This window comes from Bradyrhizobium dasycarpum, from assembly GCF_042019905.1.
Classification (GTDB): Bacteria; Pseudomonadota; Alphaproteobacteria; order Rhizobiales; family Xanthobacteraceae; genus Bradyrhizobium; species Bradyrhizobium japonicum_B.
On record NZ_CP169574.1, the window covers coordinates 4,658,645 to 4,682,325 of the forward strand.

Annotated in this window: 24 protein-coding genes; 16 read left to right on the forward strand and 8 right to left on the reverse strand. The window is 61.8% G+C overall.

All coding sequences use genetic code 11. The features are described from left to right. Positions 1–19: 19 nt before the first annotated feature. From ACETMP_RS22310 to ACETMP_RS22320, 3 genes are all read left to right on the forward strand, one after another. Positions 20–409 (forward strand): cytochrome c family protein, encoded by a 390-nt coding sequence (locus ACETMP_RS22310; protein WP_199580689.1) that lies wholly within the window; start codon positions 20–22, stop codon positions 407–409. Between the two features lie 32 nt (positions 410–441). After that, on the forward strand, positions 442–669 hold the full coding sequence (locus ACETMP_RS22315; protein ID WP_063994426.1) for a hexameric tyrosine-coordinated heme protein: 228 nt from the start codon (positions 442–444) through the stop codon (positions 667–669). A 139-nt stretch (positions 670–808) separates the two neighbouring features. Then, entirely contained in the window at positions 809–1,036 is a 228-nt protein-coding gene (locus ACETMP_RS22320; RefSeq protein ID WP_375157890.1) for a hypothetical protein, read from the forward strand. A gap of 1,398 nt (positions 1,037–2,434) precedes the next feature. On the opposite strand, the gene ACETMP_RS22325 is transcribed toward ACETMP_RS22320, so the two are convergent. After that, entirely contained in the window at positions 2,435–2,581 is a 147-nt protein-coding gene (locus tag ACETMP_RS22325) for a hypothetical protein (RefSeq protein WP_244623677.1), read from the reverse strand. 450 nt (positions 2,582–3,031) lie between these two features. Here ACETMP_RS22325 and ACETMP_RS22330 point away from each other — a divergent pair, with 450 nt between their 5' ends. Both ACETMP_RS22330 and ACETMP_RS22335 read left to right on the forward strand, forming a co-directional pair. After that, positions 3,032–3,421, forward strand: coding sequence for a response regulator transcription factor (locus tag ACETMP_RS22330; RefSeq protein WP_375157891.1), 390 nt, complete (start codon positions 3,032–3,034; stop codon positions 3,419–3,421). Positions 3,422–3,512: 91 nt separating this feature from the next. Then, positions 3,513–5,387, forward strand: a complete 1,875-nt coding sequence (locus tag ACETMP_RS22335) for an ATP-binding protein (RefSeq protein WP_375157892.1) — start codon at positions 3,513–3,515, stop codon at positions 5,385–5,387. Positions 5,388–5,731: 344 nt separating this feature from the next. Here the strand turns inward: ACETMP_RS22335 and ccoG are convergent, their stop codons facing one another. From ccoG to ACETMP_RS22360, 5 genes are all read right to left on the reverse strand, one after another. Beyond that, complete coding sequence (gene ccoG / locus ACETMP_RS22340) at positions 5,732–7,156, reverse strand: cytochrome c oxidase accessory protein CcoG (RefSeq protein ID WP_375157893.1); 1,425 nt, start codon at positions 7,154–7,156, stop codon at positions 5,732–5,734. Positions 7,157–7,165: 9 nt separating this feature from the next. Then, positions 7,166–7,480: a metal-sulfur cluster assembly factor gene (locus ACETMP_RS22345; protein WP_143845306.1), complete on the reverse strand. Its 315-nt coding sequence runs from the start codon at positions 7,478–7,480 to the stop codon at positions 7,166–7,168. Further along, positions 7,477–7,986: a DUF2249 domain-containing protein gene (locus ACETMP_RS22350; protein WP_375157894.1), complete on the reverse strand. Its 510-nt coding sequence runs from the start codon at positions 7,984–7,986 to the stop codon at positions 7,477–7,479. Before ACETMP_RS22350 ends, ACETMP_RS22345 begins: the two co-directional genes overlap by 4 nt. Positions 7,987–7,996: 10 nt before the next feature. Continuing rightward, positions 7,997–9,334 (reverse strand): hypothetical protein, encoded by a 1,338-nt coding sequence (locus tag ACETMP_RS22355; RefSeq protein ID WP_375157895.1) that lies wholly within the window; start codon positions 9,332–9,334, stop codon positions 7,997–7,999. A 523-nt stretch (positions 9,335–9,857) separates the two neighbouring features. Continuing rightward, positions 9,858–10,055, reverse strand: a complete 198-nt coding sequence (locus tag ACETMP_RS22360) for a hypothetical protein (protein WP_375157896.1) — start codon at positions 10,053–10,055, stop codon at positions 9,858–9,860. 438 nt (positions 10,056–10,493) lie between these two features. Here ACETMP_RS22360 and ACETMP_RS22365 point away from each other — a divergent pair, with 438 nt between their 5' ends. From ACETMP_RS22365 to ACETMP_RS22380, 4 genes are all read left to right on the forward strand, one after another. Next, positions 10,494–10,883, forward strand: coding sequence for a PAS domain-containing protein (locus ACETMP_RS22365; RefSeq protein ID WP_375157897.1), 390 nt, complete (start codon positions 10,494–10,496; stop codon positions 10,881–10,883). 104 nt (positions 10,884–10,987) lie between these two features. Then, positions 10,988–11,593, forward strand: coding sequence for a hypothetical protein (locus ACETMP_RS22370; protein ID WP_375157898.1), 606 nt, complete (start codon positions 10,988–10,990; stop codon positions 11,591–11,593). A 58-nt stretch (positions 11,594–11,651) separates the two neighbouring features. Then, entirely contained in the window at positions 11,652–11,903 is a 252-nt protein-coding gene (locus ACETMP_RS22375; protein ID WP_375157899.1) for a hypothetical protein, read from the forward strand. 41 nt (positions 11,904–11,944) lie between these two features. Then, positions 11,945–12,256 (forward strand): c-type cytochrome, encoded by a 312-nt coding sequence (locus ACETMP_RS22380; RefSeq protein ID WP_375157900.1) that lies wholly within the window; start codon positions 11,945–11,947, stop codon positions 12,254–12,256. A 378-nt stretch (positions 12,257–12,634) separates the two neighbouring features. On the opposite strand, the gene ACETMP_RS22385 is transcribed toward ACETMP_RS22380, so the two are convergent. Then, positions 12,635–13,207, reverse strand: a complete 573-nt coding sequence (locus ACETMP_RS22385; RefSeq protein WP_375157901.1) for a DUF6544 family protein — start codon at positions 13,205–13,207, stop codon at positions 12,635–12,637. 439 nt (positions 13,208–13,646) lie between these two features. Here ACETMP_RS22385 and ACETMP_RS22390 point away from each other — a divergent pair, with 439 nt between their 5' ends. From ACETMP_RS22390 to ACETMP_RS22415, 6 genes are read left to right on the forward strand one after another with little or no spacing between them, the layout of a single operon-like run. Further along, the gene (locus ACETMP_RS22390) at positions 13,647–14,258 is read left to right on the forward strand and encodes a c-type cytochrome (RefSeq protein ID WP_375157902.1); all 612 of its coding nucleotides are present in this window, start codon (positions 13,647–13,649) and stop codon (positions 14,256–14,258) included. Positions 14,259–14,268: 10 nt separating this feature from the next. Continuing rightward, on the forward strand, positions 14,269–15,516 hold the full coding sequence (locus ACETMP_RS22395) for a cytochrome c (RefSeq protein WP_375157903.1): 1,248 nt from the start codon (positions 14,269–14,271) through the stop codon (positions 15,514–15,516). 7 nt (positions 15,517–15,523) lie between these two features. Continuing rightward, positions 15,524–15,703, forward strand: coding sequence for a hypothetical protein (locus tag ACETMP_RS22400; RefSeq protein WP_028133722.1), 180 nt, complete (start codon positions 15,524–15,526; stop codon positions 15,701–15,703). After that, positions 15,700–16,263 carry a cytochrome C oxidase subunit II gene (locus ACETMP_RS22405; protein ID WP_375157904.1) on the forward strand — a complete coding sequence of 188 codons (564 nt, stop codon included), beginning with the start codon at positions 15,700–15,702 and terminating at the stop codon, positions 16,261–16,263. The genes ACETMP_RS22400 and ACETMP_RS22405 overlap by 4 nt, the downstream gene beginning before the upstream one ends. Further along, positions 16,250–17,872, forward strand: coding sequence for a b(o/a)3-type cytochrome-c oxidase subunit 1 (locus tag ACETMP_RS22410; protein WP_375157905.1), 1,623 nt, complete (start codon positions 16,250–16,252; stop codon positions 17,870–17,872). Before ACETMP_RS22405 ends, ACETMP_RS22410 begins: the two co-directional genes overlap by 14 nt. Beyond that, entirely contained in the window at positions 17,872–18,687 is an 816-nt protein-coding gene (locus ACETMP_RS22415; protein WP_375157906.1) for a c-type cytochrome, read from the forward strand. The genes ACETMP_RS22410 and ACETMP_RS22415 overlap by 1 nt, the downstream gene beginning before the upstream one ends. 209 nt (positions 18,688–18,896) lie before the next feature. Here ACETMP_RS22415 and ACETMP_RS22420 read toward each other — a convergent pair whose 3' ends face one another. After that, the gene (locus ACETMP_RS22420; RefSeq protein ID WP_375157907.1) at positions 18,897–21,362 is read right to left on the reverse strand and encodes an EAL domain-containing protein; all 2,466 of its coding nucleotides are present in this window, start codon (positions 21,360–21,362) and stop codon (positions 18,897–18,899) included. Positions 21,363–22,150: 788 nt separating this feature from the next. Here ACETMP_RS22420 and ACETMP_RS22425 point away from each other — a divergent pair. Further along, the gene (locus tag ACETMP_RS22425) at positions 22,151–23,377 is read left to right on the forward strand and encodes an ABC transporter substrate-binding protein (RefSeq protein ID WP_106948291.1); all 1,227 of its coding nucleotides are present in this window, start codon (positions 22,151–22,153) and stop codon (positions 23,375–23,377) included. Positions 23,378–23,681 lie beyond the last annotated feature (304 nt).

Sequence of the window (23,681 nt, forward strand, 5' to 3'; positions counted from 1 at the left end):
CAAGGAAAAGGAGAACTTGATGAACCGGACAGCACTTGTGGCCCTGTTTCTCGCAGCGGGTCTCGGCCAAGCCGGCGCCCAGGACGCCGCCGCGGGCGAGAAGGCCTTCGCCGTCTGCAAGGCCTGTCACCAGGTCGGCGACACCGCCAAGAACGTCGTCGGCCCGGTGCTCAACGGGCTGATCGGAAGGAAAGCGGGATCCGTCGAGGGCTACAACTATTCCGAAGCCAACAAGAAGTCGGGCATCACCTGGGACGAGGCGACGTTCTCAGAATACATCAAGGATCCCAAGGCCAAGATCCCGGGCACCAAAATGGCGTTCGCCGGCATCAAGGACGAGCAGAAGATCAAGGACCTGATCGCCTACCTGCACACGTTCGACAAGGCGCCCGTCAAGCTGACGCAGTGAGCACTTTGAGCCCCCAACAAAGGATACGGCACATGAGCGAAAATTGGCTACCGTCGTTGAAGACCGACACACCCCAGGCCGGCTTCGAACTGGCCGTAAAGCTCTCACGAATGGCGGTGAAGATCACGCAGCCATCGGACGAAGTCCGTACGCGTCTGCGGGCGGCTTATGAGCAGGACTCGGAGCAACTGATCGCAACATCCCACGTGGTGGCCGTCCACTTCCAGACGGTTGCCGCCGCCAACAACTGGTGGCGCTGATGAGACGCGGCCATCCCGCCTGCTCGGGACCCGCGCGCACCGCACACCGGAACGCCTGCTCGCGTTCGCGGTTCACCCAGTCCCGGCACGAACAGGTGCAGCGATGAGAGGTCTCAGTCCCGGTTAAATCGTCCTGCTGGTGGCCCTGGGCGCCGTATTGATCCTCACAGGCGTCTGGGCCGTGTCGGTGTGGAGTGCGAGCAGCGGCGTCGAGATGGGCAAGCACGGGTGGATCGCGTTGGGGCTAGGCACCTTCTTCTCGCTTCTCGTCGGGTGCGGGCTCATGGCCCTGATGTTCTTCAGTAGCCGCTCAGGTCATGACGACGCCGCCGATCCGTTCCGGCACCGGGAGCGCCGCGACCCGTAGTAGCCGTTGCCGCCGGGGACCGCTCATGTCTCGGGGCCCACCGGCGCCTTCAGCGGACTATTTGCCCACTTGAGAGCGGCCGGGTCGTGCAGCGGATCGTCTTCGCAGCGCGAACAGACGTAGTGATCGCGACCGCCCGCGTCGGCCGCAAGCTGCATAGGCCTCCCGCACGAAGGGCACGCCTTCCGGGTCCCCTGAAGCACAGACATTTGTCTTTCCCCTGCCCTTCCAGCTTAGTTGCACCCCAGCGTCCAGCACAAGCCTTCGCGCAAGGCCGTCCTGCGAAATGGACGTAACGGCTGCCGCACAGCCGCTTGACGGCACGTTGACGGCGTACCGAAATCCAGTGGTGTTGCGGGGTGGCGTCATGGAATTTCTACAGCGGCTTCGCGCAGCGCGCGCGATCTGGCGGAGAAGGCGGATCCGTTCAGCAGACATCCGTTGCTCGGCCTGGCGAAGCGGTAGGATACCAAAGGCAGGCCCGGATCGAGGCCTGGGCGGGCCGTGGGGACCGCGCCCGCATCAGCAGACGGCGCTCTTCTCGAATCCGGCGAAACATACCGGTAATTAGGGTAGATACAACGCTGCCGGGCGGGACCGGATCGCTCCAGGTGCCTCGGCTTGAACAGGGCCGCCTGAAGCGGTCGGGAGCCGGACTGTCGCCCCCCACGTCAAACGGTGAGAATTAGGGCATGTACTCGTATCGTCAGCTTCCGAGGGTTAAGCGGAAGTCGTCCCGCTCGGTCAGCGTCGACTGCTTATGGACCCACAGACATAGCGCCTCTAATGAGATGAGAGCCTCACGTACTTGCTCTTGAAAAGCTCGCGGCTATTCTGACCGAATGTTAAGCGTTTTGGGCAGCCGGAAAGATGCGCAAGGCAGTGGAGACTGGGTTGGCAACTCGCGGCGAACACCTACCGAGTGGACTTATTCAGTCAGCTTATGGGGCGAACGACGCCCAAGGAGCCTTCTGTCAGCGATGCTGACCTTGCACGAAGTCATAAGCCAAAGCTTCACGCAGGTGAGCGATGCACGGTTCCGAGAGATGGTCGAGATATCAACCGACGCCGCCCTCGCAGCTTACGACAGGGCGGTATCTGCCGGCGTTAGGTTTTCGCGATCCCGGCGCTGTACTGATTGTCCGGGAAAGCATCCCTGGCATCGCTCGGGAGCGTCGGACCGAACACGATGCTTGCCGGCACGTCGGCCGTCGGGGGTGAGACCGGGCCTTGCAAAGGCGCGGCCAACTTGACGCCAATGCCCCGTAGCTGACGTGCAGACTATGGTCGCTGCAATTCCGTTTCCCAATGCAGACCGGACACCGCGCGCGCTGCCAAACCGACCGTTCTAACCCAGCCGTCATTCGTCGCCGTGCGCATCAGGAGTGGCCCGATCCGTTAACGCTTGCGCACCAGCAAAGTCCAAACAGGCGACGAACCGTCCCAGCCGCGAAGGCGCCCCGCCAGCCGCACCTTTAGCCCGGCCTCCGTGATCCGCTCGACAACGAGATGCAGCGCGATCACGTCGCCCTCTGCCAGCTCCACACAGCCCCGTTTCCGCGACCACACCGCTCCCGGGAAGCGAAACAAGTTCGCCTTCAGCCATCGGCCGCCGCGCTCCGACAGTGGTTGTAAGTCGACCTGAGCGCCGGCCCGAGGCCGCAGCCTGACATCTGCCCGCAGCCAATTCGGAATCCAACCCATGCGAATGATTAGCAGTTACTTTTCACGATTGTCTAGGCTTCGTCTGTCTGAATGGATTCGCCGCATGAGCCGCCGCGATGTCCGCTTTCGCTGGCAAACCGGAAGCCAGCTTACCTCACTTCCACCGACGCTTTTGACCCGGAGCGGAAGTGGAAACGAGCATCTGCGACAGAATGCCCCGCGAAGAGCGCCGACCTTGATTAAGGTCAAAGGAAAGAGCCCGCCAAACGTACATTTTACCACCGCGTGAGTGGGTTGCGGGTTCGCTTCGGCCGGGTTGGGTGGAGCTTGATGTCTTCAAATAAGGGCTTTGTTTTCGTCGTCGATGACGACCCCGGTATGCTACGAAGTATAGGTCGAATACTGCGACAGTTCGGCTACGGCAGCCTGCTCTTTCCGACTGCGAGTGCTTTCGAAAATCACGCCGATTTCGACGAGGTAATTTGCGTTCTGCTCGACATAAACTTGGGTAATGGATCAGGGATCGAAGTGAGACGGCGTCTCAAAGTGGCCGGGAATAATGTACCGGTCATCTACATGACTGGAAACGACAGCCCCCTCATTCGCGAGACTGCACTTCAATCTGGGTGCCTTGCCTACCTGGTAAAGCCGTTCTCGGCCAAGTCGCTGATAGAGCCGATTGAGCGAAGGTCGAGTACCCAAACCGGATATCCGCCCTAGCCCAACCGCTAATAGCCCTTTTTCTTGTCAATCATCTTATTGAGCCCTTATCGTTCCAACACTCGGGTTAAGTGCCCGGACTAGGATGGCAATGCGTTTCTGGCCGACTGCCTCATCATGGCGAAATTGTCGCGCGCGGAGCTTCACCGCTATACTGGCCATCGCCTTGTTGCAGGCGACGGTGCGCCAAAGTCAGGCGGCCGATCCAGCAGCCAAACGCGTTCTGATGTTGCATTCGTTCGGACCACAATTCAAGCCTTGGAGCGATTATGCTCGCACGATTCGAGCCGAAACCATTCGTCAGGTAAAATCGTCGATTGATTTCACAGACTTCTCGCTCGCCAGCGCAAGATCGGACAACGCAGAGCCCGAAATCCCGTTGGTTCAGTATCTCCGGGCGCTCTATCTCAGGGAGCCACTCGACCTGATAATCGCGGTGGGAGCGCCCGCCGCAAGCTTTATCCAGAGGCATCGCAGCGAGTTGTTTCAAACGACCCCAATGATCTTCACGGCTGTTGACAGGCGCCGCGTCGATTTTAGTCAACTTTCGGAAAACGACACGGTCGTAGCCGTCGATCACGATTTTGCTGCCATTCTCAAGACTATCCTGCAAGTGCTGCCGGATACCAAAGCGTTAGCAATTGTGAACGGAGTATCTCCCAACGAAGTATTCTGGCACGCGGAAATACAGCGGCAACTAGCTCCCTTTGCGAACAGGGTCGTCTTGAAATGGTACGATGAGTTGCCTTTTGCCGACATTCTCAAGGACGCAGCAAAACTGCCGCCACATAGCGCGATTCTCTGGCATTTGATGAATGTGGATGCAGCAGGTGTCTCTCATGAAGAAAACGAGTCGTTGAATGCATTGGCTTCCGTAGCCTCTGCCCCCATCTTCTCTTACGACGGCTCCTTTTTTGAAGGCGCCCTCGTTGGGGGGCCGATGTTTTCCGTGTTGGAGAGCAGTGCAATCACGGCCAGTGTCGCGAACCGAATCCTTTCGGGGGAGAGGGCGGGGGACATCAAGACGCGGCCGATTGAGTTCGCGGCTGCAAAGTTCGATTGGCGGCAAATGCAGCGCTGGGGAATCAGCGAGAACAATTTGCCTGCTGGAAGTACGGTTTACTTCCGAGAACCGACGGTGTGGGAACGGTATGCATGGCAGATCGCATCTGTCGTCGCGATTCTTGTGATACAGGCCGGATTTATTATTATCCTGCTACGCGAACATCGTCGGCGTCAACTTGTCGAGGTGCAGTATAGGCAGCGCACGGCGGAACTTGTCCATGTCAACCGCATCGCCACGGCTGGCGAACTGACCGCCTCAATTGCTCATGAAATCAATCAGCCGCTCGGCGCTATTCTGACCAATGCCGAAACCGCTCAGGTGATCCTGAAATCTACGAGCCCCGACATGGCGGAACTGAACGAGATCGTCGGCGATATCCTGCGCGATGACCGCCGCGCCAGCGAAGTCATCCGGAGGATGAAGAGCCTGCTGAAAAAAGCACCCTTTGAACTGAAGAGCGTCGACTTCAATGATCTCGTTGGTGAGACTGTCGAACTCGTTCTTGGCGTTGGACGAAAGGTCGAACTGGTTAGTGTGATCACGCCGGAAGCGCTTCCGATCCTCGGCGACCGCATTCAACTCCAACAAGTCATTCTTAACCTTGTCACGAACGGGATCGACGCGATGAAGGAGATACCTACCGAAAACCGCATCATAAGCATCCGGACTGCGCGCGTCGAAAAATTTGCCGAGTTGTCCGTGTCGGATCGCGGGCCGGGCATTCCCGAAGACAAACTGAAAGAAGTCTTCGACCCGTTCTACAGCAGCAAAGCCGATGGCATGGGCATGGGGCTGTCCATCGCGCGCACCATTATCGAGGCCCACAATGGGCAGATAAGGGCAGAAAATCGGGATCATGGCGGTGCGTCGTTCCGGATCAGGCTTCCTATTGTCCAATAGTTCGTGAACCATCTCGCGACCCGTATGACCGTACTTCTGCTGACGGCCCAACGCGGAAGTCCTGCGACATTCCGATTTCGCGCCGCTATCAGGGGCATAGCGGACATCAAACGGCGTCCCCGGTTTATTGAGTCCACGCCCTAAATTGGCCACTGGCAACGGACAGAAAATCGCCCGCAGCGATCATTCTATTGATGGTCATCACCAACCGGGTCGGCAGCACCGGTCGGAAAAGACGCCCGATACTACGAGGCGCGGAGATGTCCGCACTGCAATAGTAAAATTCCCCTTGGGAGGCATCTGTCCTAAGGGTGGGATGCCGCGCTGCGGCAGGACCGTCGGGCCTACCGTTCGACGAATCGATCCGCTGCGGACAGCGAGCCGCCGGTCTCGTCACGCGCGATGAACACGACATCGCGCTGCGCCGCTTGCGCAGCCGTCAAGGTCACTCGCAGCTGCTCCGAGGAATCCGGCGCGACCTCGACTGGAGAGAGGCTCTCGTTGCCGACGATGGACAGCTTCGCGTCTATCCCGGCGACGGACAGCGTGTACCGATGGGCACTCGCCGACTTGTTGAGCAGCTTCACCGTGTAGGCATTGCGCACCGAGCCGTCCGACAGACGGACGGCGACCGGATCGCGGTCATGCTGGACTGAAAGCGTCGCGGTGGTCTTCATTGCGAACGCGACGCCGATCGTGCCCGCCAGCGCGACGCATGCCGCGGTCAATCCGATCGTCTTCGGCCGCAGCAGACGGTTGCGAGGAGCCTCCTTGCTGCGCCCCCGCTCGATGTTGGTCCAGCTTTCGTAGTCGATCAGGCCGCGCGGGCGCCCGAGCTTCGCCATCACGCTGTCGCAGGCATCGACGCACAGACCGCAGTTGATGCAGGCGAAGTTCGGGCCTTCCCGTATGTCGATCCCGATCGGGCAGACAGCCACGCACTGGCCGCAATCTACGCAATCGCCTGCCGGCTCCCCGCGGAGGCGCAGCTCGGCAGCCTTCTTCGCCGAACTCCGCTGCTCGCCTCGGTAATCGCGGTAATTAACGGTATAGGCTTCGGGATCCCAGATCGCACCCTGCAGGCGTGGCCATGGGCACATGAACGTGCAGACCTGCTCGCGCGCGAACCCCGCAAGTCCGTACGTCGTGCCCGCAAACACCGCGATCCAGGTGAGGGCGTTGGCCGATACGTCGCCGGCCAGCAAGCCGCCGAGTAGAGCCGGCGCGTCAGTAAAATAGAAAATCAGCCTGCCGCCCGTCGCCAGCGAGATCAGAAGCCAGGTCACGTGCTTGGCGGCCGACTGAAAAGCCCGCTTCGCCGTGAGAGGCGCTCCGATATTCTTGAGGCGCTGGCGCCTGTCGCCCTCGATCAAGCGCTCGACGAGCAGGAACAGATCGGTCCAGACAGTCTGGGGACATGCGAAGCCGCACCAGAGGCGCCCCGCAAGCGCATTCGCTAGGATCAGGATGGTCGACGCGAGCACCAGAAGGCCGGTGACGAGATAAAGATCCTGCGGCCAGATCTCGATGAAGAACGCGTAGAGACGCCCGTTCGCAAAATCGAGCAACACCGCCTGGTCGGGCGCGTTCGGTCCACGATTCCAGCGGAGGAACGGCGTGACGTAGTAAATCGAGAGCGTCAGCAGCAGGATGACCCATTTGAGCCTCCGGATCGGCCCCTTGACGGCCTGCGGCACAACCGGCAGTCCGGCTACCGCGGCGGCCCTGGCCCTGGTCTTCGCGTGATCGATCTCGATGGTGATCGCCATGGCGCGCCGTCAGTTCACAGCCGCAAAGCCGAGCGAAGCCCGGATCGACGGCGCGATGAGGTCGTGGGTCCAGGCCGGCTCGAAGGTCATCGCCACGTCGGCGGAAACGACCCCTGGGACGGCGGATGCCGCCGCCTGCGCCCCTTCCCTCAGGAAGGAGGTCGCTGGACATCCCGGCGTCGTGGCCGTCATCTTGATGCGGACGGCACCGCCGGCGGCGGCGATATCGTAGATGAAACCGAGGTCGACGATGTTCTCACCAAGCTCCGGATCGATCACGACGCGTAGCGCCTCGCGGACGCGTTCGACAAGCTGGTCCGTCACGAGGGCGCCCTCACCGTGAGCTCGTAGGTAGCGCCGTCCGTTGTGAATCCGCCGAGCCAGCGGAAGCCGCGCTTTTCGAGCTGTGGAAACAGGAACACCGGCTCCCGCCGCAGCAGCGCCGAGAGCGTCTCCCCTGGCCCGAGCTTGTAGGCGGCAGCGAGAATCCGGACCATTGGCTCCGGGGGCTCGAGGTCGCGATTGTCCAGTTTGACGCGGGGATCAGGCCAGGCGCCGAAGTCGAAGCCATTCGAGGGGGCAGCAACTTGGGCCGGCTTCGCTGCCGCAGGCGTAAACAGCACTTCCCATTCGCCGCCTTCCATCGCGCTCGCCGAATGAGCGAAGCCCTTGTCGGCCATCACGGCAAACAGCGGGACCGGCTTGAAGGTGGCGTAAAGGCGCAGGCCCTGCCCTTTTTCCAAACGCTCGATCGCAGCCATAATGACCGAGAACGGCTCGCCCCCGGCGCGCAGGATCGGACGGACATCGACGTCCAGGTAAGCGGTCATTGCGATCTCCTCATGTTTTGGCGAACAACAGATGCGGCGCGACGGCGCCCGCCGGCAGGCGCAGTGGCGACGCCACGTCTTCCAACCGCCGGATTCGAATGATTTCGTGGATGATGCCGAAAACGCCCACGGTCATCGCGGCCGCGGCTATCCGGAACGCGCTCGGCTCCCCCGCCAGAAGTGCGAGCGTTCCTGCCCAGACGGCGAGATAGTAGATCGCAAACCATTTCGTCGCCCTCTGCTCTGCGGCCAGGTCCTGAACGCGCGGCGTCGCCGCTCGCCCCATCACCGGACCGTAGGTCTCGAGCCAGGTGAGAAAGGCGACGATCTTGTAGAGTTTGGCGAGCACCAAGCCGGACAGCCAGCCGAACACCGTGAGGAAGGCGAACGCGCCCAAATGCAGGGGCAGCGTCCCTATCGAAACGATCGCAATCCCGAGCACGGCCGTCCCCGCCAGGCTGGCGAACGACAAGATCGCCATCCGCATATTGAGCTCAAGCTCCCGCCGCTTCCGATTCCTGAAGATACCGGCAAGGTCGCGCCCGTAGAGCGCGGCGCACGTTAGACCTAGAAGTGCGGCGACAGAAAGCAGGGCATTCAGCCGCATGGCGACCCCGACCGCGAAGGCTCCGCCGCCGACGGTTGCCGCGACGGCAAGCCCCCCGGCCGCGAGCGTGAGGCGGCTCTGCCGGTCCTCCACGTCCGGAGCCAACATGAACATCGAGAGCAATCGGTAGCTGACGCCCATCGCCGTCAACGTAAGCCAGCCGCCGAGCCCGGCGATTGCGTGCAGCGGGATGCCGCGCGCCAGGACGGCATCCCCGACCGGCCCCGCCCATCCGGCCAGCGCGAACGCGAACACCGCGCCGAACGTGACGGTCGCGCAAAGAGACGCTAGGCCGACTAGGACAAAACGTGCCGGACCGGTCGGCCGCAGCCAGGCGGTCAGGCCGAGATCGAGGATCACGAGGCCGAAGCCCGCGACCAGCAGTACCGCTCCAAGCGGCAGAAGCCAGGGCCCGGAAGGCAGCCGGCCACCCAGAGCCATGAACCCGGCGAGCAGCGCGATAAGCCCCGCGGTCAACAAGCCCAAGGCCGGCAAGGTCAGTCTTTCGGAGAAGAGCGGCCTGGCGACGAGGACGGGAACGAACTGGAATAGCGCTCCGCACATCGCGGTGCTTAACCAGCCTATGCAGATCACATGCACCAGGACGAGTGTGTCCGGCGCCGCGAGATCCGTCGCAGGATGACCGATGCCGGCCGCCATCAGCGCGAGCGCGGCAAGCAACCAGGTCAGCGCCGCTGCGAAGTAGGTCATCGTCCACCGGGACATGTTGCCGCCGATCATGATCGTCTCTTCATCCGTTCGGTGAGGCAACGGCGCGCCTCAAGACCCCGCGCGTCCGGCGCGAGCGATTTTCCGGACCTGCTGGCGGTAAGTTAATTGAAGCCCCGCACAGATCTTTGCGATGTCGCAAACACCGCATGGTTCCGCAGCGCAATATGCGTGTGTCGAAATCGGAGTACGATGGATGAGGATTTTCGAAAGACTTCGGAGGCGCGTCCGAGTTTCCGTGCACGAGATTGATCTTGACGAGCCTCGAGCGCAGGAGAGAGGCAAAACGAGTCGAATCCTCGTTCTATTCGGCTTCGCACGAGCGCAACGAAGCAGAAGACCCATGGAGGTCGATTCACGACGTAGCCTGATGCTGCACAGTTGCCCTTGCTTCGGACAGCAGGGGAGCTTTTTCTCTTCTCTCCCTCGGCCAACTTCTGGTGCCATCTGCGAGACCTGAGATGCGTCGGCCGGCGCTCTCCGCTCGAACTCAGCACGCGCTTGCAGGCAGACCCAGAGGCACTTTCCGCTTCTCTCAAGCAGCGTCGAGACCGCCGCGCGCGTTGATCTGCGAGGCGGCGGCATGGCGAAGCCGGCCCTCTTCCTCGCTGCCGCACCTCGGGCATCGGAAGCTGACCTCGCGATGCGCGATGATGTTCCTCTGAGAGCCGACCGCCATCGGCCAGGCACCGCATTTTGGACATTTCACCAGCAGATCATTCGTTTCTAGCATCGCAGCGGCTCCTCACCTGGCCTCTAGGGCGAGCAACGACGACTTGGCGCAGCGGTTCCTCCAATGAGGCAGGCCAGGATCGGCCTCCAGCCCGCCGGCGCCGCAAAGGTTCGGCGTCCAAACTTCGATGCAGCGCGGCATGCCGCCATTCGCGTGGCGACGTGGCAAGGTAGGATGATGCGGTGCATACTGCGCACCACATCACTCCGCTTATCCCGGACAAATAGAAAACTTTCATCTGCGAGCAGAACATCGCGAACTTCGAGAGGCTGCTGGCCGAGGCGCGATCCATCCCTGCAGCGCACCCTCCAGGGGCTGCTGGCTTCCAACAGGCGCGAGCTCGCGCTGCTGGAGGCCGAAACGGATGGCGCCCAGCCGCCCCCGTTCGGGCAACGAAGCCGACCTCCCGCCGACGCGGCCGAACGCCGCGAGCAGTTCTTGTCGGACTTAGCCCGCTCGCCGCACGCCTACATGCTGCTCGATCCAGGACCAGGCCTGCAGATCATCGACATCAACTCCGCCTACGCCCAGGCCACGTTGACCGACCCTGAAACCGTCGTCGGGCGAGCCCTCTTCAAGGTATTTCCCGAGAATCCGGACGAACCCCTTGCCGATGGGGTCAGCAACCTCTTCGCCTCGCTCCGGACGGTGGTTCAGACGGGCCGTGCCCATGCAATGGCGGTGCAGCGCTACGACATCCGTGATCTGGACGGAGCATTCCTGGAACGCCACTGGCGCCCCATCAACTCGCCCATTTGCGACGAGGACGGACGATTGGCTTTCCTGCTGCACCAGGTCGAGGACGTGACCGATCAAGTCACGTCCTGAGCACCGGTCAACGGTGCACCGTCTTGAGGTCGCCAAGTGTCCTTCCCGTCGTGCTGTTGACGAGGTGGAACGAAGCGCAGGCCGGGCAAGAAACCGAGACATAGGTGTTTTCCGGCTTCCCGGACTCGACCGCCTCCTCGTCCAGGCGAAGCTGGACATTCATTCCCGTGCGCGGACACTTGAACAATATCTGGCGCTGCATGTCTCGACCGTGCGCCTTCTCGCCCGTCTGCGAAATTGCGGACGACTACGTACGGTTCTTTCCGGAAGCCGAGACAGGTCACAGCATCGGCAGGCAGGTTCAGGGTTCGACCTACACCCGCCGCTCCAAAGGCGGATGGATAGCGCTCAAGAACAAGTTTCGGAGGCACGCCGACGCTGCGGCGAGCGGTCGTTTCCTGAAGAGAGACCCGCCTTCGGAACTCACCTTAGCCGAACCCGTTGTACCGAGTGGAACCGGGAGTGTTGGCATGTCGGTACGACTTCAGATCGCGACGTTGGTCTTCATGAGCGTCCAGGCAGTGATGTTCGGCGCGGGAATGCTTGTGATTCTCCTTACGCCGATCCAGTCGAACGCAATGGCGGCCATTCCGACGATGATCGCCGTGAGCGTCGTCGCGTCGGCTGCGATCGCATGGTTGATAGCACCCAGGCTTCGCCAGCGTTATTGGCGCGCGAGAGGCGCTCCTGGTGACGCGATTTCCGGCTAACCGCTGGCCCAGCCGAGCGCCTGCCGCCAATTTATCCTTCCTGCTCCGAAAGGAGCCAGTGTATAGAGCCGGCAATGCCGTCGCCAATGAGGTCGCAATGCCGCGCTTCATCGTCAGCTTCATGAAGGAGGTCCTCGGCGACAACGGTCAGATGGGCGAGGTCTGCCAAACTACGATCGAGCTGGATGCCCGCAACGACAGGGAAGCCGAGCAGCAAGCGAAGGAACGGTTCTGCCAGATGCACGCCACGCACGATTGGTCCCTACATGCCGATCGCCTGAAGGTGGATCCCGCCGATTTCCCGTCGTAGCCCGGAATGCCGTCAACACGAAGCAGCGCAGGAGCCTCGGCATGTCGAACGCATTCAAATCCGTGGCGGTCGTATGCTGGCTGCTCGGCATCGTCACCTCCTCTTCGGCGGCGGACGCCCTCAACGGCAAGGACATCGCCACGCGCTGGTGCGCGAGCTGCCATGTGGTGGAGCGCGGTCAGATGAGCGCCACCGACCAGGCTCCGCCGTTCGCGTCCATCGGGAAGACGCCCGAGTTCGACCAGAACAAGCTCGCTTTCCTGCTCCTCACGCCGCACCCGAACATGCCGAGCCTTCCGCTGAACCGGGCGGAAATCGCGGATTTGGCCGAATACATCCGGTCGCTGAAATGAAGAGCCAGCTCGCCATCCAGGACGTAATGGAGCCGCACCGAAGCGCTCTCCTCATTCGAAACGCCAATCATGAGTTCGGCCGTCCAGACCGGATGCAAGTTTCCGTCGAGATGCCAGCCGACCTCTCCGCGGAAAGGTACCCATCGGCCATTGCGGAGGCGGTAGTCCGCCAAGCTGCCGCGCCCTGGTCGACGAAACGACCGCTCTCCATACGAGGCCGGTCCTTGGCGAAGACGGATCCGATGCGCCCCGCTTCGTCCAATTGGATCTCGACCGAGATGCGCCCGTGAGCTGACGATTGAGAGACGCAAAAGCCGTTTTCGCGGACCTGCCACTCGAGCGACCGGTTGCACAGGATCGCGTCCGGCGCCCGCAAGCTCAGCCAAGTATCGCATAATCTGCCCTTTTCGGAGCGCAGTCTCGACCGCCGGCGCGCCGCTTAGACGGAAGCCCAAGAAGCGAAGCTCGGAATGCAGCAGCCTCCGAGGAAAGCCGGTCCACGACCGTCAAGCAAGACAGCGGGCCAAATCTGGCTTCCCAATCGAAAGCTGTCGCGGAGGTCTCGATTTCATCGAGGGCACGGAAGCGCATCCAGCGGCTCGATGGACCGCTGCTCATCCGCCCGAGTTGCGACAGCTCCACCACGCGGCAGTCTCCGTCGGCGCCCAGCTTGCGCGCGAGCTCCGCCACCTCTGTTGGAAGCGGCCCCATCACGGGCGGCGGCATCCCGCCACGGGCCACTGCCTTGGCGGGCGAGGTATCATGGTTCAGGTGAGTGTCAGGACTTTCCTCAGACATGTGCACTCTTGTGGCGGCGCAAGCCGAGCAGCGTTGAGGGCGGTGTCCTCTCCTCCGCTGCAAGGACTCAAGAAGGAGAGTAGCTGCCTTGCGCGATGTCGATGCATACCGAGGGGCGGCCCATTCGAACTTGAGATGCATCAAGGCGAACATCGCCGCGGCGGCGTAGAGTTGATTCCGTACCGAGCGGCATCGTCTCGCGGCGGTGCTGTTACGGTTGCGGAGCTCGGACTCCTAGGCACTCCGGGCTTCGCGCCTCCATTTTGCAACTGCTATATGGGGCCGGCTCGGAGAGCGGCTCCGCCGAACATGATCGGCGTTGCGGGTCGAAGGACACATCTTGGACTGACAAACCCGGCTTGGCGGCCATTGCCGACGGGCCCGGTTATGGCCTGGGATCCCCGCGTCGCCTTCCCGCCTCGCCGCCTCAGAGCATCCGGAACAAATTCCGCCGTCCGACGTTGAGCCCCTCATTTGCGCAGCATTGGGGTACCGCGTGCGGATGCGAATTGCGATGGCAGGGGTGGGGCTGGCGATCTCGGTCCAGACTTTTCCCGTTTCGGCTCAGACACCTGGTCAGCCGCCAGATACCATGGAGGCGCGCGTCGAAGCGTGCTCCCCTTGCCATGGCAAACAGGGCGAAGGCACCAGCGATGTTTACTTTCCCCGCCTAGCGGGCAAGCCCGCCGGCTATCTTTACAACCAGCTTCTCGCGTTCAAGAACGGCCGGCGGAAATACCCGCCGATGAACTATCTGCTCGAATATCTCGGCGACCCGTACCTGCAGGAGATGGCCGAGTACTTCGCCGAGCAGCGTCCGCCGCTTCCCGCGCCCGCGCCGAGCGACGCCAGCAAGGAGGTCCTGCAGCACGGCCAGTCCTTGGTCTCGCGTGGCGACCCGGTGCGGCAAATTCCGGCGTGCGGCAGTTGTCACGGGCCAAGCCTCACCGGCATGGAGCCCGGCATCCCCGGTCTCCTCGGACTGCGCCCGAACTACGTCAGCGCGCAATTGGGCGCTTGGCGCTACGGCACGCGGACGGCGAAGGCTCCGGATTGCATGCAGCAGGTCGCGGCACGGCTGACGGAGGCGGACGTCACCGCGGTGGCGGCCTACCTCGCGAGCCGGCCCGCTCCGATTGTCATCGCTCCCGCTCCCAAGGGCGCCTACGTTCTGCCCTTCGCGTGCGGAAGCGAACCGGATTGAGGTGACGGCGATGCTTTCACGCGCAGGAATCGTTGGTCTTCTGTTCTGGTTCCTAGCGAGCCCGGCTTACGCGCAGCAGCAGAACTCCCCCGGCGACATCGTCAAGCGCGGCGAGTATCTCGCCCGCGCCGGCGACTGCATCGCCTGCCACACGGCTCCGGAGGGCCGCGTCTTCGCCGGAGGGCGCGCGATGCCGACGCCGTTCGGCACGCTTTACTCCTCCAACATCACGCCCGATCGCGACACCGGCATCGGCAAGTGGACGACCGAGGATTTCTACAAGGCCATGCACACCGGCCGCTTTCCGGACGGCGGACTGATGTACCCGGCGATGCCGTTCGCCTCCTACACGAAGGTGACCCAAGCCGACAGCGCCGCGATCTTCGCCTATCTGAAGTCGATCTCGCCGGTCAGCCAGAAGAACCGGGAGCACGACCTCCGCTTCCCCTACTCCAACCGCCAACTGATCCTCGGCTGGCGCACGCTGTTCTTCAGCGAGGGCGAGTACAAGCCGGACCCTTCAAAGTCCGCCGAATGGAATCGCGGTGCCTATCTCGTCGAAGGTCTCGGCCATTGCGGCATGTGCCACTCCCCGATCAACGCGCTCGGCGGCACATCCCAATCTGATGCGTTCAAGGGCGGCCTCATTCCCATGCAAAACTGGTACGCGCCTTCGCTCACGTCGAACCGGGAGGCCGGCCTCGGCGATTGGAGCATCAAGGACATCACCGACCTCCTGAAGACCGGGGTGTCGGCCCGCGGTGTCGTGTACGGCCCGATGGCCGAAGTCGTGCACAACAGCCTGCAATATCTGACCGACGAAGACACCAAGGCCATGGCGATCTATCTGAAGAGCATCGCCGAGCCGACGTCCCGCACGCCGGCGATCTCGCCGGTCCTGCCGACGAGCGAGAGCAGTCTTCTGATCAGCCTCGGCAAGACGGTCTACGACGCGCGCTGCGCGAGCTGTCACGGCGCCCAGGGCGAGGGCAAGCCGCCACACTGGCCCCCTCTCGCCAACAACCAGTCGATCGAGATGGAGTCCGCCGTCAACGCGATCCGGATGGTGCTGAACGGCGGCTACCCGCCCGGGACCGAGGGCAATCCGCGCCCCTACGGGATGCCCCCGTTCGCCGGCCTGCTCTCCGACAACGAGGTCGCCGCCGTGGTCTCCTACATCCGCACCGCATGGGGCAATCGCGGCGCCCCGGTCAGCGCCCGCGACGCCAACGAACTGCGCTCCGCGCCCCTGAACTGAGGCCCAGATGATCAACACGGATCTCCCCGAGCAGACCGAGTCGACCGCGGATGACCGCGTCGATCGCATCGTTGCGGCCGGACCGGGCGGGGCCCTGACGGTGGCCGGGATAGCTACGGCGCTGGTGGTGGGAATGTGGTTTGCGTTCTACCTCTTCGTCTTTCTCCCTCGCGGGGCCCTGCAATGACCGTCCATGACGGCCATCACGGCGCCGAGGTCGCCGCGCGCACGGAGCGCCGCTGGGCGACCATCTCGGTGATCATCATCGTGGTGCTTGCCGTACTGGCGGCCTTCGCCGGCATCCACCAGGTCACCATGCCGCAGCCGCGCGTCGAGACCATCGATCCGACGCGGCTGCACCTCTCGGGCGAGTTCGTCGAATCCAATCTCGGCAGCATGCTGGAGCCGAACGGCGCCGTGACTGTCCGTGCCATCGGCCAGCAGTATTCCTTCACGCCCGCCTGCATCCTGGTGCCGGCGCAGACGCCGATCACGCTGCGCGCCACCAGCGCCGACGTGGTCCACGGGATCCTCGTCCAGGGCACCAACGTCAACACCATGCTGGTGCCAGGCTACGTCTCCGAGCAATTCATGCGCTTCGAGAAACCCGGCGACCATCTGATGCCGTGCCAGGAATTCTGCAGCTTCGGCCACGAAGGCATGTGGGGCAAGGTCAAGGTGATCGACAAAGACGAGTTCGCCGCGAAGGCGAAGAGCGGCGGGAGGCTGAGCTGTGTTGGTGAATAGAAAGCTCATCCTCGCGCATTTCTGGCTGGCGTTTGCGGTGTTCGGGTTCGCGCTCTTCCTCGGCGCCTGGCAAATGTTCGTGCGCAGCCCGCTCTACACCTGGATCAGCAATCCGGAATGGTACTATCGCTCGCTGACCGCCCACGGAACAGTCATGGGCTACGTTTTTCCGACGCTGGTCGCGATGGGCTTCGGCTACGCCATCTCGGAATCCGCACTCAAGCAGCCCCTCGTCGGCGTGCGCTGGGCCTGGACGGGTTTCTGGCTGATCGTGGTGGGTAGCGTCATGGCGATGGTGCCGGTCGCGCTAGGCCGCGCGTCCGTGCTCTACACTTTCTACCCGCCGCTGATCGGCAGCGCGTTCTATTACATCGGCGTCGTGCTGGTCGTGGTCGGCTCCTGGGTCTGGGTCGCACTGATGTCCCTCAACCTGCGGGTATGGCGGCGCGAACATCCCGGAGAGCCCATTCCGCTTGCGATGTTCGCCAACGTCGCCGGCTCATACCTTTGGGCCTGGACCGCCGTCGGAGCCGCGTTAGAACTCCTGCTGCAGATCATTCCGGTCGCGCTCGGCTGGAGGACCACCATCGACGCGGGACTCGCGCGCGTGTTCTTCTCATGGACGCTGCATGCCATCGTCTATTTCTGGCTGATGCCGACCTACATCGCCTACTACACCATCGTGCCGCGCGCGATCGGCGGCCGGCTCTACAGCGACACGATGGGACGGATCGCGTTCATCCTGTTCCTGGTCGTCGCGATGCCGATCGGCATCCACCACACCTTCGCCGACCCGCAGGTCGGCGCCGGCTTCAAGTTCATCCACTCCGCCTTCACCGCGCTCGTCGCGCTCCCGACCCTGCTCACCGTGTTCACGATCTGCGCGTCGGTCGAGATCGCAGCGCGCCTGCGCGGCGGCCGTGGCCCGTTCGGCTGGATCGGGGCGCTGCCCTGGGACAATCCCATCATGCTGGCGGTCGCCTTCTCGTTCGTCCTGCTCGGCTTCGGCGGCGCCGGCGGGCTGATCAACATGAGCTATCAGCTCGACACCACGATCCACAACACGCAGTGGATCACCGGCCATTTCCACCTGATCTTCGGCGGCGCCATCGTGATCATGTACTTCGCCGTCGCCTACGATCTGTGGCCCCATCTGACCGGTCGGGCCCTGCCGACCCTCAGTCTTGTGCGCGCCCAGCTCTGGCTTTGGTTCGTCGGCATGATCGTGACCACGTTCCCGTGGCACTGGGTCGGTATCCTAGGCATGCCCCGCCGCATGGCCTACTACGACTATTCCGACCCGGCCATCGCGCCTCAGGCGTTCTCGGTCACGCTGTCGGCCATCGGCGCCTTTGTCTTGCTGATCTCGGGCCTGCTCTTCCTGTACATCCTCGCGACCGCGCATCGCCAGCCGGTAGTGGCTGCCGGCGCCTACCGCTTCAGCCAGACCGTTCACCCGGTCCGCACTGTGCCGCTCGCGCTGAACAGCTACGCGATTTGGGTAGCGCTGATGATCGGATTGACGGTCACGAACTACGCCTACCCCATCTTGACGCTGGCCGCCCGATCCGACACCTCGGTGCCGGCGGTCTACGTGGGAGCGCAATAATGAGCGCCCGCGAACTGTTCACGTTCCGCAATCCGTACTTTTCCGCCGGTGTGGGGCTCGCCGCAGGCCTCTTCGTCCTTACCGCGCTCGGCGGCTTCATCGTGCTGCCTTACGCGCAAAAGGAGCTCAAATTCGCCGGGCTGTGGGACGCGATCTGCAGCGCGGCGGGCCTGCCGCAGCGCTCCGCCTCCGTTCCGACCGCCAAGGTGGGACCGCGCCTGTCCGAGGCGGTCCTGACGCCGACGATGCTGGCGAGGCCCGGCCAGGAATCGATCGGCCGCGGCGCGACCCTCGCGCAGCGCTGCGCCATCTGCCACGGCCCTACCGGGATCAGCCGCGCGGACTCGCCGAACCTGGCGGGCCAGTACGCGAGCGTGATCTACAAGGAACTGCTCGACTTCCGCTCTGGCGCCCGCAGCAACGCCGTGATGTCGCCGTTCGCCGTCGACCTCAAGGACCAGGACATGGCCGATCTCGCCGCCTACTACGCCTATCTGCCGCGGCTGCCGGCCTACCACCCGACGCCGCAACTCCCCAGGCCGCGCATCGTGATCTACGGGGCCCCGGTCCGCGGCATCGCGCCCTGCGGCTCCTGCCACGGCAGCCTCGACAACAAGACTGGCAGCCCCTGGCTGGAAGGGCAGTCCGAGGCTTATCTGAAGGCGCAGCTTCAGGCCTTCGCGTCCGGCCAACGCACTAATGACATCAGTCAGCAGATGCGCAACATCGCCCGCGCGATGACGCCCCAAGAGATCGACGAGGCGGCGGCCTACTACGCCTCGCAGCCAGCCGAGATCGTGAAGACGACGGACTGACTTGACCCCGCACACGACGCCGCAGATACTAGACGTGATTTTAATCGCAACGCGGCCTACGAGCACCGGCCGGCTCGCGAAAGATTCGCCCGCATCTCGTGAGGTTTCATACAGCTTGCGAGACGCAGATCGAGAGTCAAAATCGAGTCGCTCTAATGAATCGGCCTCTAGTGGACACGCCACTAAAACTTATCTTCGAACGCCGAAGGTCAGACACAATGCATTCTTCCTTCGTCCGCTGAGGCGAGGGATGGAGATGCTATCTGCTCCGTGAGGCTGTCGCTGGCACCTAGCAAGCGCGAAATTTCGTCGGCCGAAACCGGCCGACTGAACAGGAATCCTTGAAATTCATGACAGTTGAAATCTTTTAGAACGGCATCTTGTTCGGCGGTCTCCACGCCCTCGGCAACCACAGTCAGACCAAGTGCCTGTCCGAGCGTGATGATAGCTGCGGAAATAGCGCGGTCTTTAGGGCTTTCACTGATCCCTCCAACGAAGCAACGATCGATCTTTATGGTGTCAATAGGGAAGTCTTTCACCAACGAGAGAGACGAATAACCCGTGCCGAAGTCGTCAATTGCCAGACGAACACCGCGACGATTGATGGCCTGCATGACCGCAGTCGCATGCGTGACGTTCTGCATCACCATGCTCTCGGTGACCTCAAGCTGCAGGAGCTCGGGAGCTAAGCCCGTTTCGCGGAGGACCCCGTCAAGAAATCCCAGCAATTCATGATCGGTGAACTGCTTCGGAGAGAGATTGACCGCCATAGAGATCGCCGGCAACCCCAGCGTCTGCCACATGGTGCTCTGGCGACAAGCTGTTTCCAGCACCCACCTCCCTATCGGAATGATCAGACCGCTCTCTTCGGCCATTGGGATGAAGGCTGCGGGGGCGATTATCCCTTGTTGCGGATGCTTCCAGCGTAAAAGGGCCTCCACGCCGACAATCCGGCCCGCCGTATTCACCTTAGGCTGGTAGTGAAGAAACAACTCGTCGTTTTCCATCGCTCGGCGCAAGTCTGCTTCGAGAACCAGGTGCTTGAGCGATTGTGACTGCAATTCCGCCGAAAAGAAGCGGTATGCATTCTTTCCACCTGCCTTGGCCGCATACATTGCGGTGTCCGCCTGCTTGACGAGTTCCTCGGGATCGGAGGCATCATCTGGGAAAATCGCGATCCCGATGCTACAGCTGATGCGGCACTCGTGTCCGCACAGGAGGAAGGGTGACCCGAGCGCTTCCAGAAGCCGGTGGGCGATCGCAGTCGCCTGATCTTTGCCGGTCAGCTGGTCAAGCAAAACCACGAACTCGTCACCGCCTAGCCGGGCGAGCGCGTCCTCAGCCCGAATATTCGCGCGCATCCGCTTGGATGCTTCGATAAGCAATTGATCGCCGGCAGTATGACCGAGCGAGTCGTTGATCATTTTGAAGCGGTCAAGGTCTATGAAGAGAACGGCAAGCCGGCGACCCGGTGCCCTGCTCGCGCGCTGATGCGCATCAGAGAGCATTGTCGTGAACATCGAGCGATTCGGGATGCTCGTCAAAGCATCGTGGGTTGCCAGGAAGCGGATGCGCTCCTCGGCCATTCTCTTTGCATCCGTCCGGTCAAAATTCTGGATCGCGAAGGACACGTTTTCGGCCAGCCTGGCCAGTAGCTCGACGATCTCAGAGGTGAAGATGCCTTCGTTGCTGGCCAGGAAGAGCAGGACTCCGATGGCTACGCCGTCGCTGAACAGAGGAAAACTTGCACCAGCGCGTGTCCCTCCTCTTTCCGCAAGCTGGTGCCAATGGCTTGTCCCGGCATCACGCAAGAATTCATTCTTGATGCAGGGCATTTTTGAACGGAACGAGGTGCCGGTTAGTCCCTTACCCTGAGGGTGGTCTGCCAAGACCGAAAACGCTGTGCTGCGAACCCGATCGGCATTCTGTCCTTTAGTGGAGACAATCCTCAAGAAATGATCGTCGGGCTGAGCCAAGGCAATTGTCGTCGAAGTAAAATGCCCGCCCAGAACCGCTGCCTCGCAAACAAGTTCGTAGAGCTCTTCGCGCGACCCGGCGCGCATCATGGCTTCGTTTGTCTTGCAAAGCGCGATGTACATGCGGTGCAACGCAGCTTCTTTGTTCTCTGCCTCGCGCTGCGCGCGCTCGGCTTCCTTTTGCCGTTCGGCCCCCTCAAAACGTTCGAGAGCGAATGCGACATTCTCGACGACCCGTTCGAGAAGCGCACTTATTTCGCCAGTGATAGACCCGGCTGCTGCGAAGCAGAACAGAAAGACGCCCATGCTTTGCTCGCGCTGAACAATCGGGACGGCCAGCGTTGAACCGACGCCGCAGGCTATCGAATGCTCTCGCCACGGCTTCAACGTGTCGTCATGAACCACGTCATTGCTGAGAGCGGCGAGCCCAGAGCGATATGCCCGTCCCGCAAGTCCGTGGCCGTGGACCGAAGTCTCATCAACTGAAATGCTGATTTGCGGAATGAACCCCGTCTCGCTCGTTGCAGCAACAACGTTGAGCGATCCCGCATCATTTGGGATAAGGGCGGCCGTGATCCGAATGTGGCCGCCGTGGACCGCGGCATCACAGACTTTTTGGTAAAGTTCGGAGCTGTTCGCCGAACGTAGAATGGCTTCGTTCGTGGCGTTGAGTGCCGCGAACATGAGTTCGTGGTTCATGGTTTCCCCCACAAACATCCTAATGAGCTTGGGGAAACAACAAGTTAGAATCGATGCTTTAGAACAAGTTAACAGGTGACCGCTCATCGGATCACCTGATTCCCTGGACGCCCACGCGAAGCGCAAGTCTCCCTCTCGCATGACGCTCAGCTGGATCAGTCCGACATTCTCACGAGCGACATCCAGAACTGCGTTCAACAATAGCCGCCGATGCAAGATCTTGAGCTCGGCCGGACGTACATGCGCCTCGGCCTGTCCGGTGTGGGCATTAGGCCGCCCTTCCTGACAGGGGAGCCCGGCCTCCCGACAAGTCGCCGTTTCGCAATGCGTGAATAGGCGTCCAAGTTGGCCCCTTCGCCACCTGCTGGGTCAATAACTTAGCTCGCCGATCGGCCTCGGGGGACCCACGCCGACCTACACCAAGTGTTGGGGAAGTGGAAGAGAGGTCGGGTTACCGCATAGATTGTGATGTCCCCGCAAACCAACGGGATGGCGCGTCCAGCCGGTGCGAGGCCGTATTGGCGACGAGGCGAAGAGCCGCGGGTGTCGTTCCGACGGTGCAGGCTTCGGCAAACAGCCAGGATTTGCCCGCGTATTGAGCCGCGTCACGTGATTCCTCGCATATGATGCTCGCTCAGTCAGACATCATGCCGCGTCGCCGCAAATATCATTTCACGGAATTTGGCGTGACGTTCGCTCACTGGCGACGACCGAGTCTTCGTGCATACTTGGACACACCCAGAGCTCGACAGAAGCTTGGGAATGATCAGCGTCATGGGAGGACTGCAATGCATTTGACTTGCCGCAGACTGATCTACACCGCCACGATCGCATTCGCGATCGCGTCGAGTATCACCGGCGCAAACGCCCAGAAAAAATACGATACCGGCGCAACTGATGCCACGATCAAGATCGGCAACATCATGCCGTACTCGGGCCCAGCGTCAGCCTACGCCACTATCGGCAAGACCGAAGCCGCCTATTTCAAGAAGATCAACTCCGAAGGTGGCATCAACGGCCGGCAGATCGAATTCATCTCCTATGACGACACCTATAGCCCACCGAAGACGGTGGAGCAGGCCCGCAAGCTGGTGGAGAGCGACGAGGTGCTGCTGATTTTCAATCCACTCGGAACGCCGGGCAACACGGCGATCCAGAAATACATGAATACCAAGAAGGTGCCGCAATTGTTTGTTTCGACAGGTGCCGCCAAGTGGAACGATCCGAAGGACCATCCATGGACCATGGGATGGCAGCCGAGCTATCAGGTTGAGGCGCGGATCTATGCGAAGTACATTTTGCAAAATTATCCCGGCAAGACTATCGGCGTCCTCTATCAGAACGACGACTTCGGCAAGGACTATCTGATCGGGCTGAAGGACGGGCTTGGTGATCAGGCGGGCAAGCTGATCGTCGTGGAGGCGCCGTACGAAACCTCCTCACCAACCGTCGACTCGCAGGTCGTGCAAATCAAGGGGGGCAATCCCGATATCTTCTTCAATATCGCGACGCCCAAATTCGCCGCGCAGGCTATCAAGAAGGTGTCCGAGCTGAAATGGCATCCGGTCCAGTTTTTGACTAATGTCTCCGGATCGATCGGCGGCGTGATCAAGCCCGCAGGTTACGACAACGCGCAAGGCATTCTCTCAACGGCGTATCTTAAGGATCCCAAGGACGCCGAGTGGAAGAACGATCCAGCAATGAACGAGTGGCGTGCTTTCATGACCAAGTGGTATCCAGAGGGCGATCTCGACGATGCCGCCACAGTCTTTGGATACGGCGTCGCCAAGGGACTTGAGCAGGTCTTGCGTCAATGCAAGGACGACCTGACGCGCGAGAACGTGATGAAGCAGGCTGCCAGTCTCGATTTCGAAATTGGCATCTATCTACCGGGCACGCGCATCAAAACCAGCCCGACCGACTTTGCACCGATCGAGCAGCTGCAGATGATGCGGTTCAAGGGTGAGAGCTGGGAGCGCTTCGGGCCTGTCATGAGCGGCGAGAAGGGGGCGTGAAGCTATTTCTCTCCGGCCCGCAATCGTCTGCGCGGGCCGGAGCGTCTGCTAAAGGAAGGAACTGCTTGGCAGCTTCATGCTGTAAAAATGGTCTTACGAACGGGCCGCGCGCTCCCGAAAATTGCCCTGGCAGCGGGAGCGGCACCGCCCTTGGCGTCGTCTGCGACATCAGCAGTGCCGATGAAATCGAGGCGGCGGTCAAATTTGTGGTCTGCGCCTATGTTCGGATCTCGACCTCCTCTTTTCGCGCCTCGCCGGCTCTGTAGTGTGTTTCGGCATGGAATAAGGACCCCGTTTTCGGGGT

Bases quoted from the DNA above. Each gene is read 5' to 3' on its own strand.
- ACETMP_RS22310 (WP_199580689.1), top strand. From the start codon at position 20: ATGAACCGGACAGCACTTGTGGCCCTGTTTCTCGCAGCGGGTCTCGGC.
- ACETMP_RS22315 (WP_063994426.1), top strand. From the start codon at position 442: ATGAGCGAAAATTGGCTACCGTCGTTGAAGACCGACACACCCCAGGCC.
- ACETMP_RS22330 (WP_375157891.1), top strand. From the start codon at position 3,032: ATGTCTTCAAATAAGGGCTTTGTTTTCGTCGTCGATGACGACCCCGGT.
- ACETMP_RS22335 (WP_375157892.1), top strand. From the start codon at position 3,513: ATGCGTTTCTGGCCGACTGCCTCATCATGGCGAAATTGTCGCGCGCGG.
- ccoG (WP_375157893.1), bottom strand. From the start codon at position 7,156: ATGGCGATCACCATCGAGATCGATCACGCGAAGACCAGGGCCAGGGCC.
- ACETMP_RS22350 (WP_375157894.1), bottom strand. From the start codon at position 7,986: ATGACCGCTTACCTGGACGTCGATGTCCGTCCGATCCTGCGCGCCGGG.
- ACETMP_RS22355 (WP_375157895.1), bottom strand. From the start codon at position 9,334: ATGATCGGCGGCAACATGTCCCGGTGGACGATGACCTACTTCGCAGCG.
- ACETMP_RS22360 (WP_375157896.1), bottom strand. From the start codon at position 10,055: ATGCTAGAAACGAATGATCTGCTGGTGAAATGTCCAAAATGCGGTGCC.
- ACETMP_RS22380 (WP_375157900.1), top strand. From the start codon at position 11,945: ATGTCGAACGCATTCAAATCCGTGGCGGTCGTATGCTGGCTGCTCGGC.
- ACETMP_RS22385 (WP_375157901.1), bottom strand. From the start codon at position 13,207: ATGTTCGCCTTGATGCATCTCAAGTTCGAATGGGCCGCCCCTCGGTAT.
- ACETMP_RS22390 (WP_375157902.1), top strand. From the start codon at position 13,647: ATGGAGGCGCGCGTCGAAGCGTGCTCCCCTTGCCATGGCAAACAGGGC.
- ACETMP_RS22395 (WP_375157903.1), top strand. From the start codon at position 14,269: ATGCTTTCACGCGCAGGAATCGTTGGTCTTCTGTTCTGGTTCCTAGCG.
- ACETMP_RS22400 (WP_028133722.1), top strand. From the start codon at position 15,524: ATGATCAACACGGATCTCCCCGAGCAGACCGAGTCGACCGCGGATGAC.
- ACETMP_RS22405 (WP_375157904.1), top strand. From the start codon at position 15,700: ATGACCGTCCATGACGGCCATCACGGCGCCGAGGTCGCCGCGCGCACG.
- ACETMP_RS22415 (WP_375157906.1), top strand. From the start codon at position 17,872: ATGAGCGCCCGCGAACTGTTCACGTTCCGCAATCCGTACTTTTCCGCC.
- ACETMP_RS22420 (WP_375157907.1), bottom strand. From the start codon at position 21,362: ATGAACCACGAACTCATGTTCGCGGCACTCAACGCCACGAACGAAGCC.
- ACETMP_RS22425 (WP_106948291.1), top strand. From the start codon at position 22,151: ATGCATTTGACTTGCCGCAGACTGATCTACACCGCCACGATCGCATTC.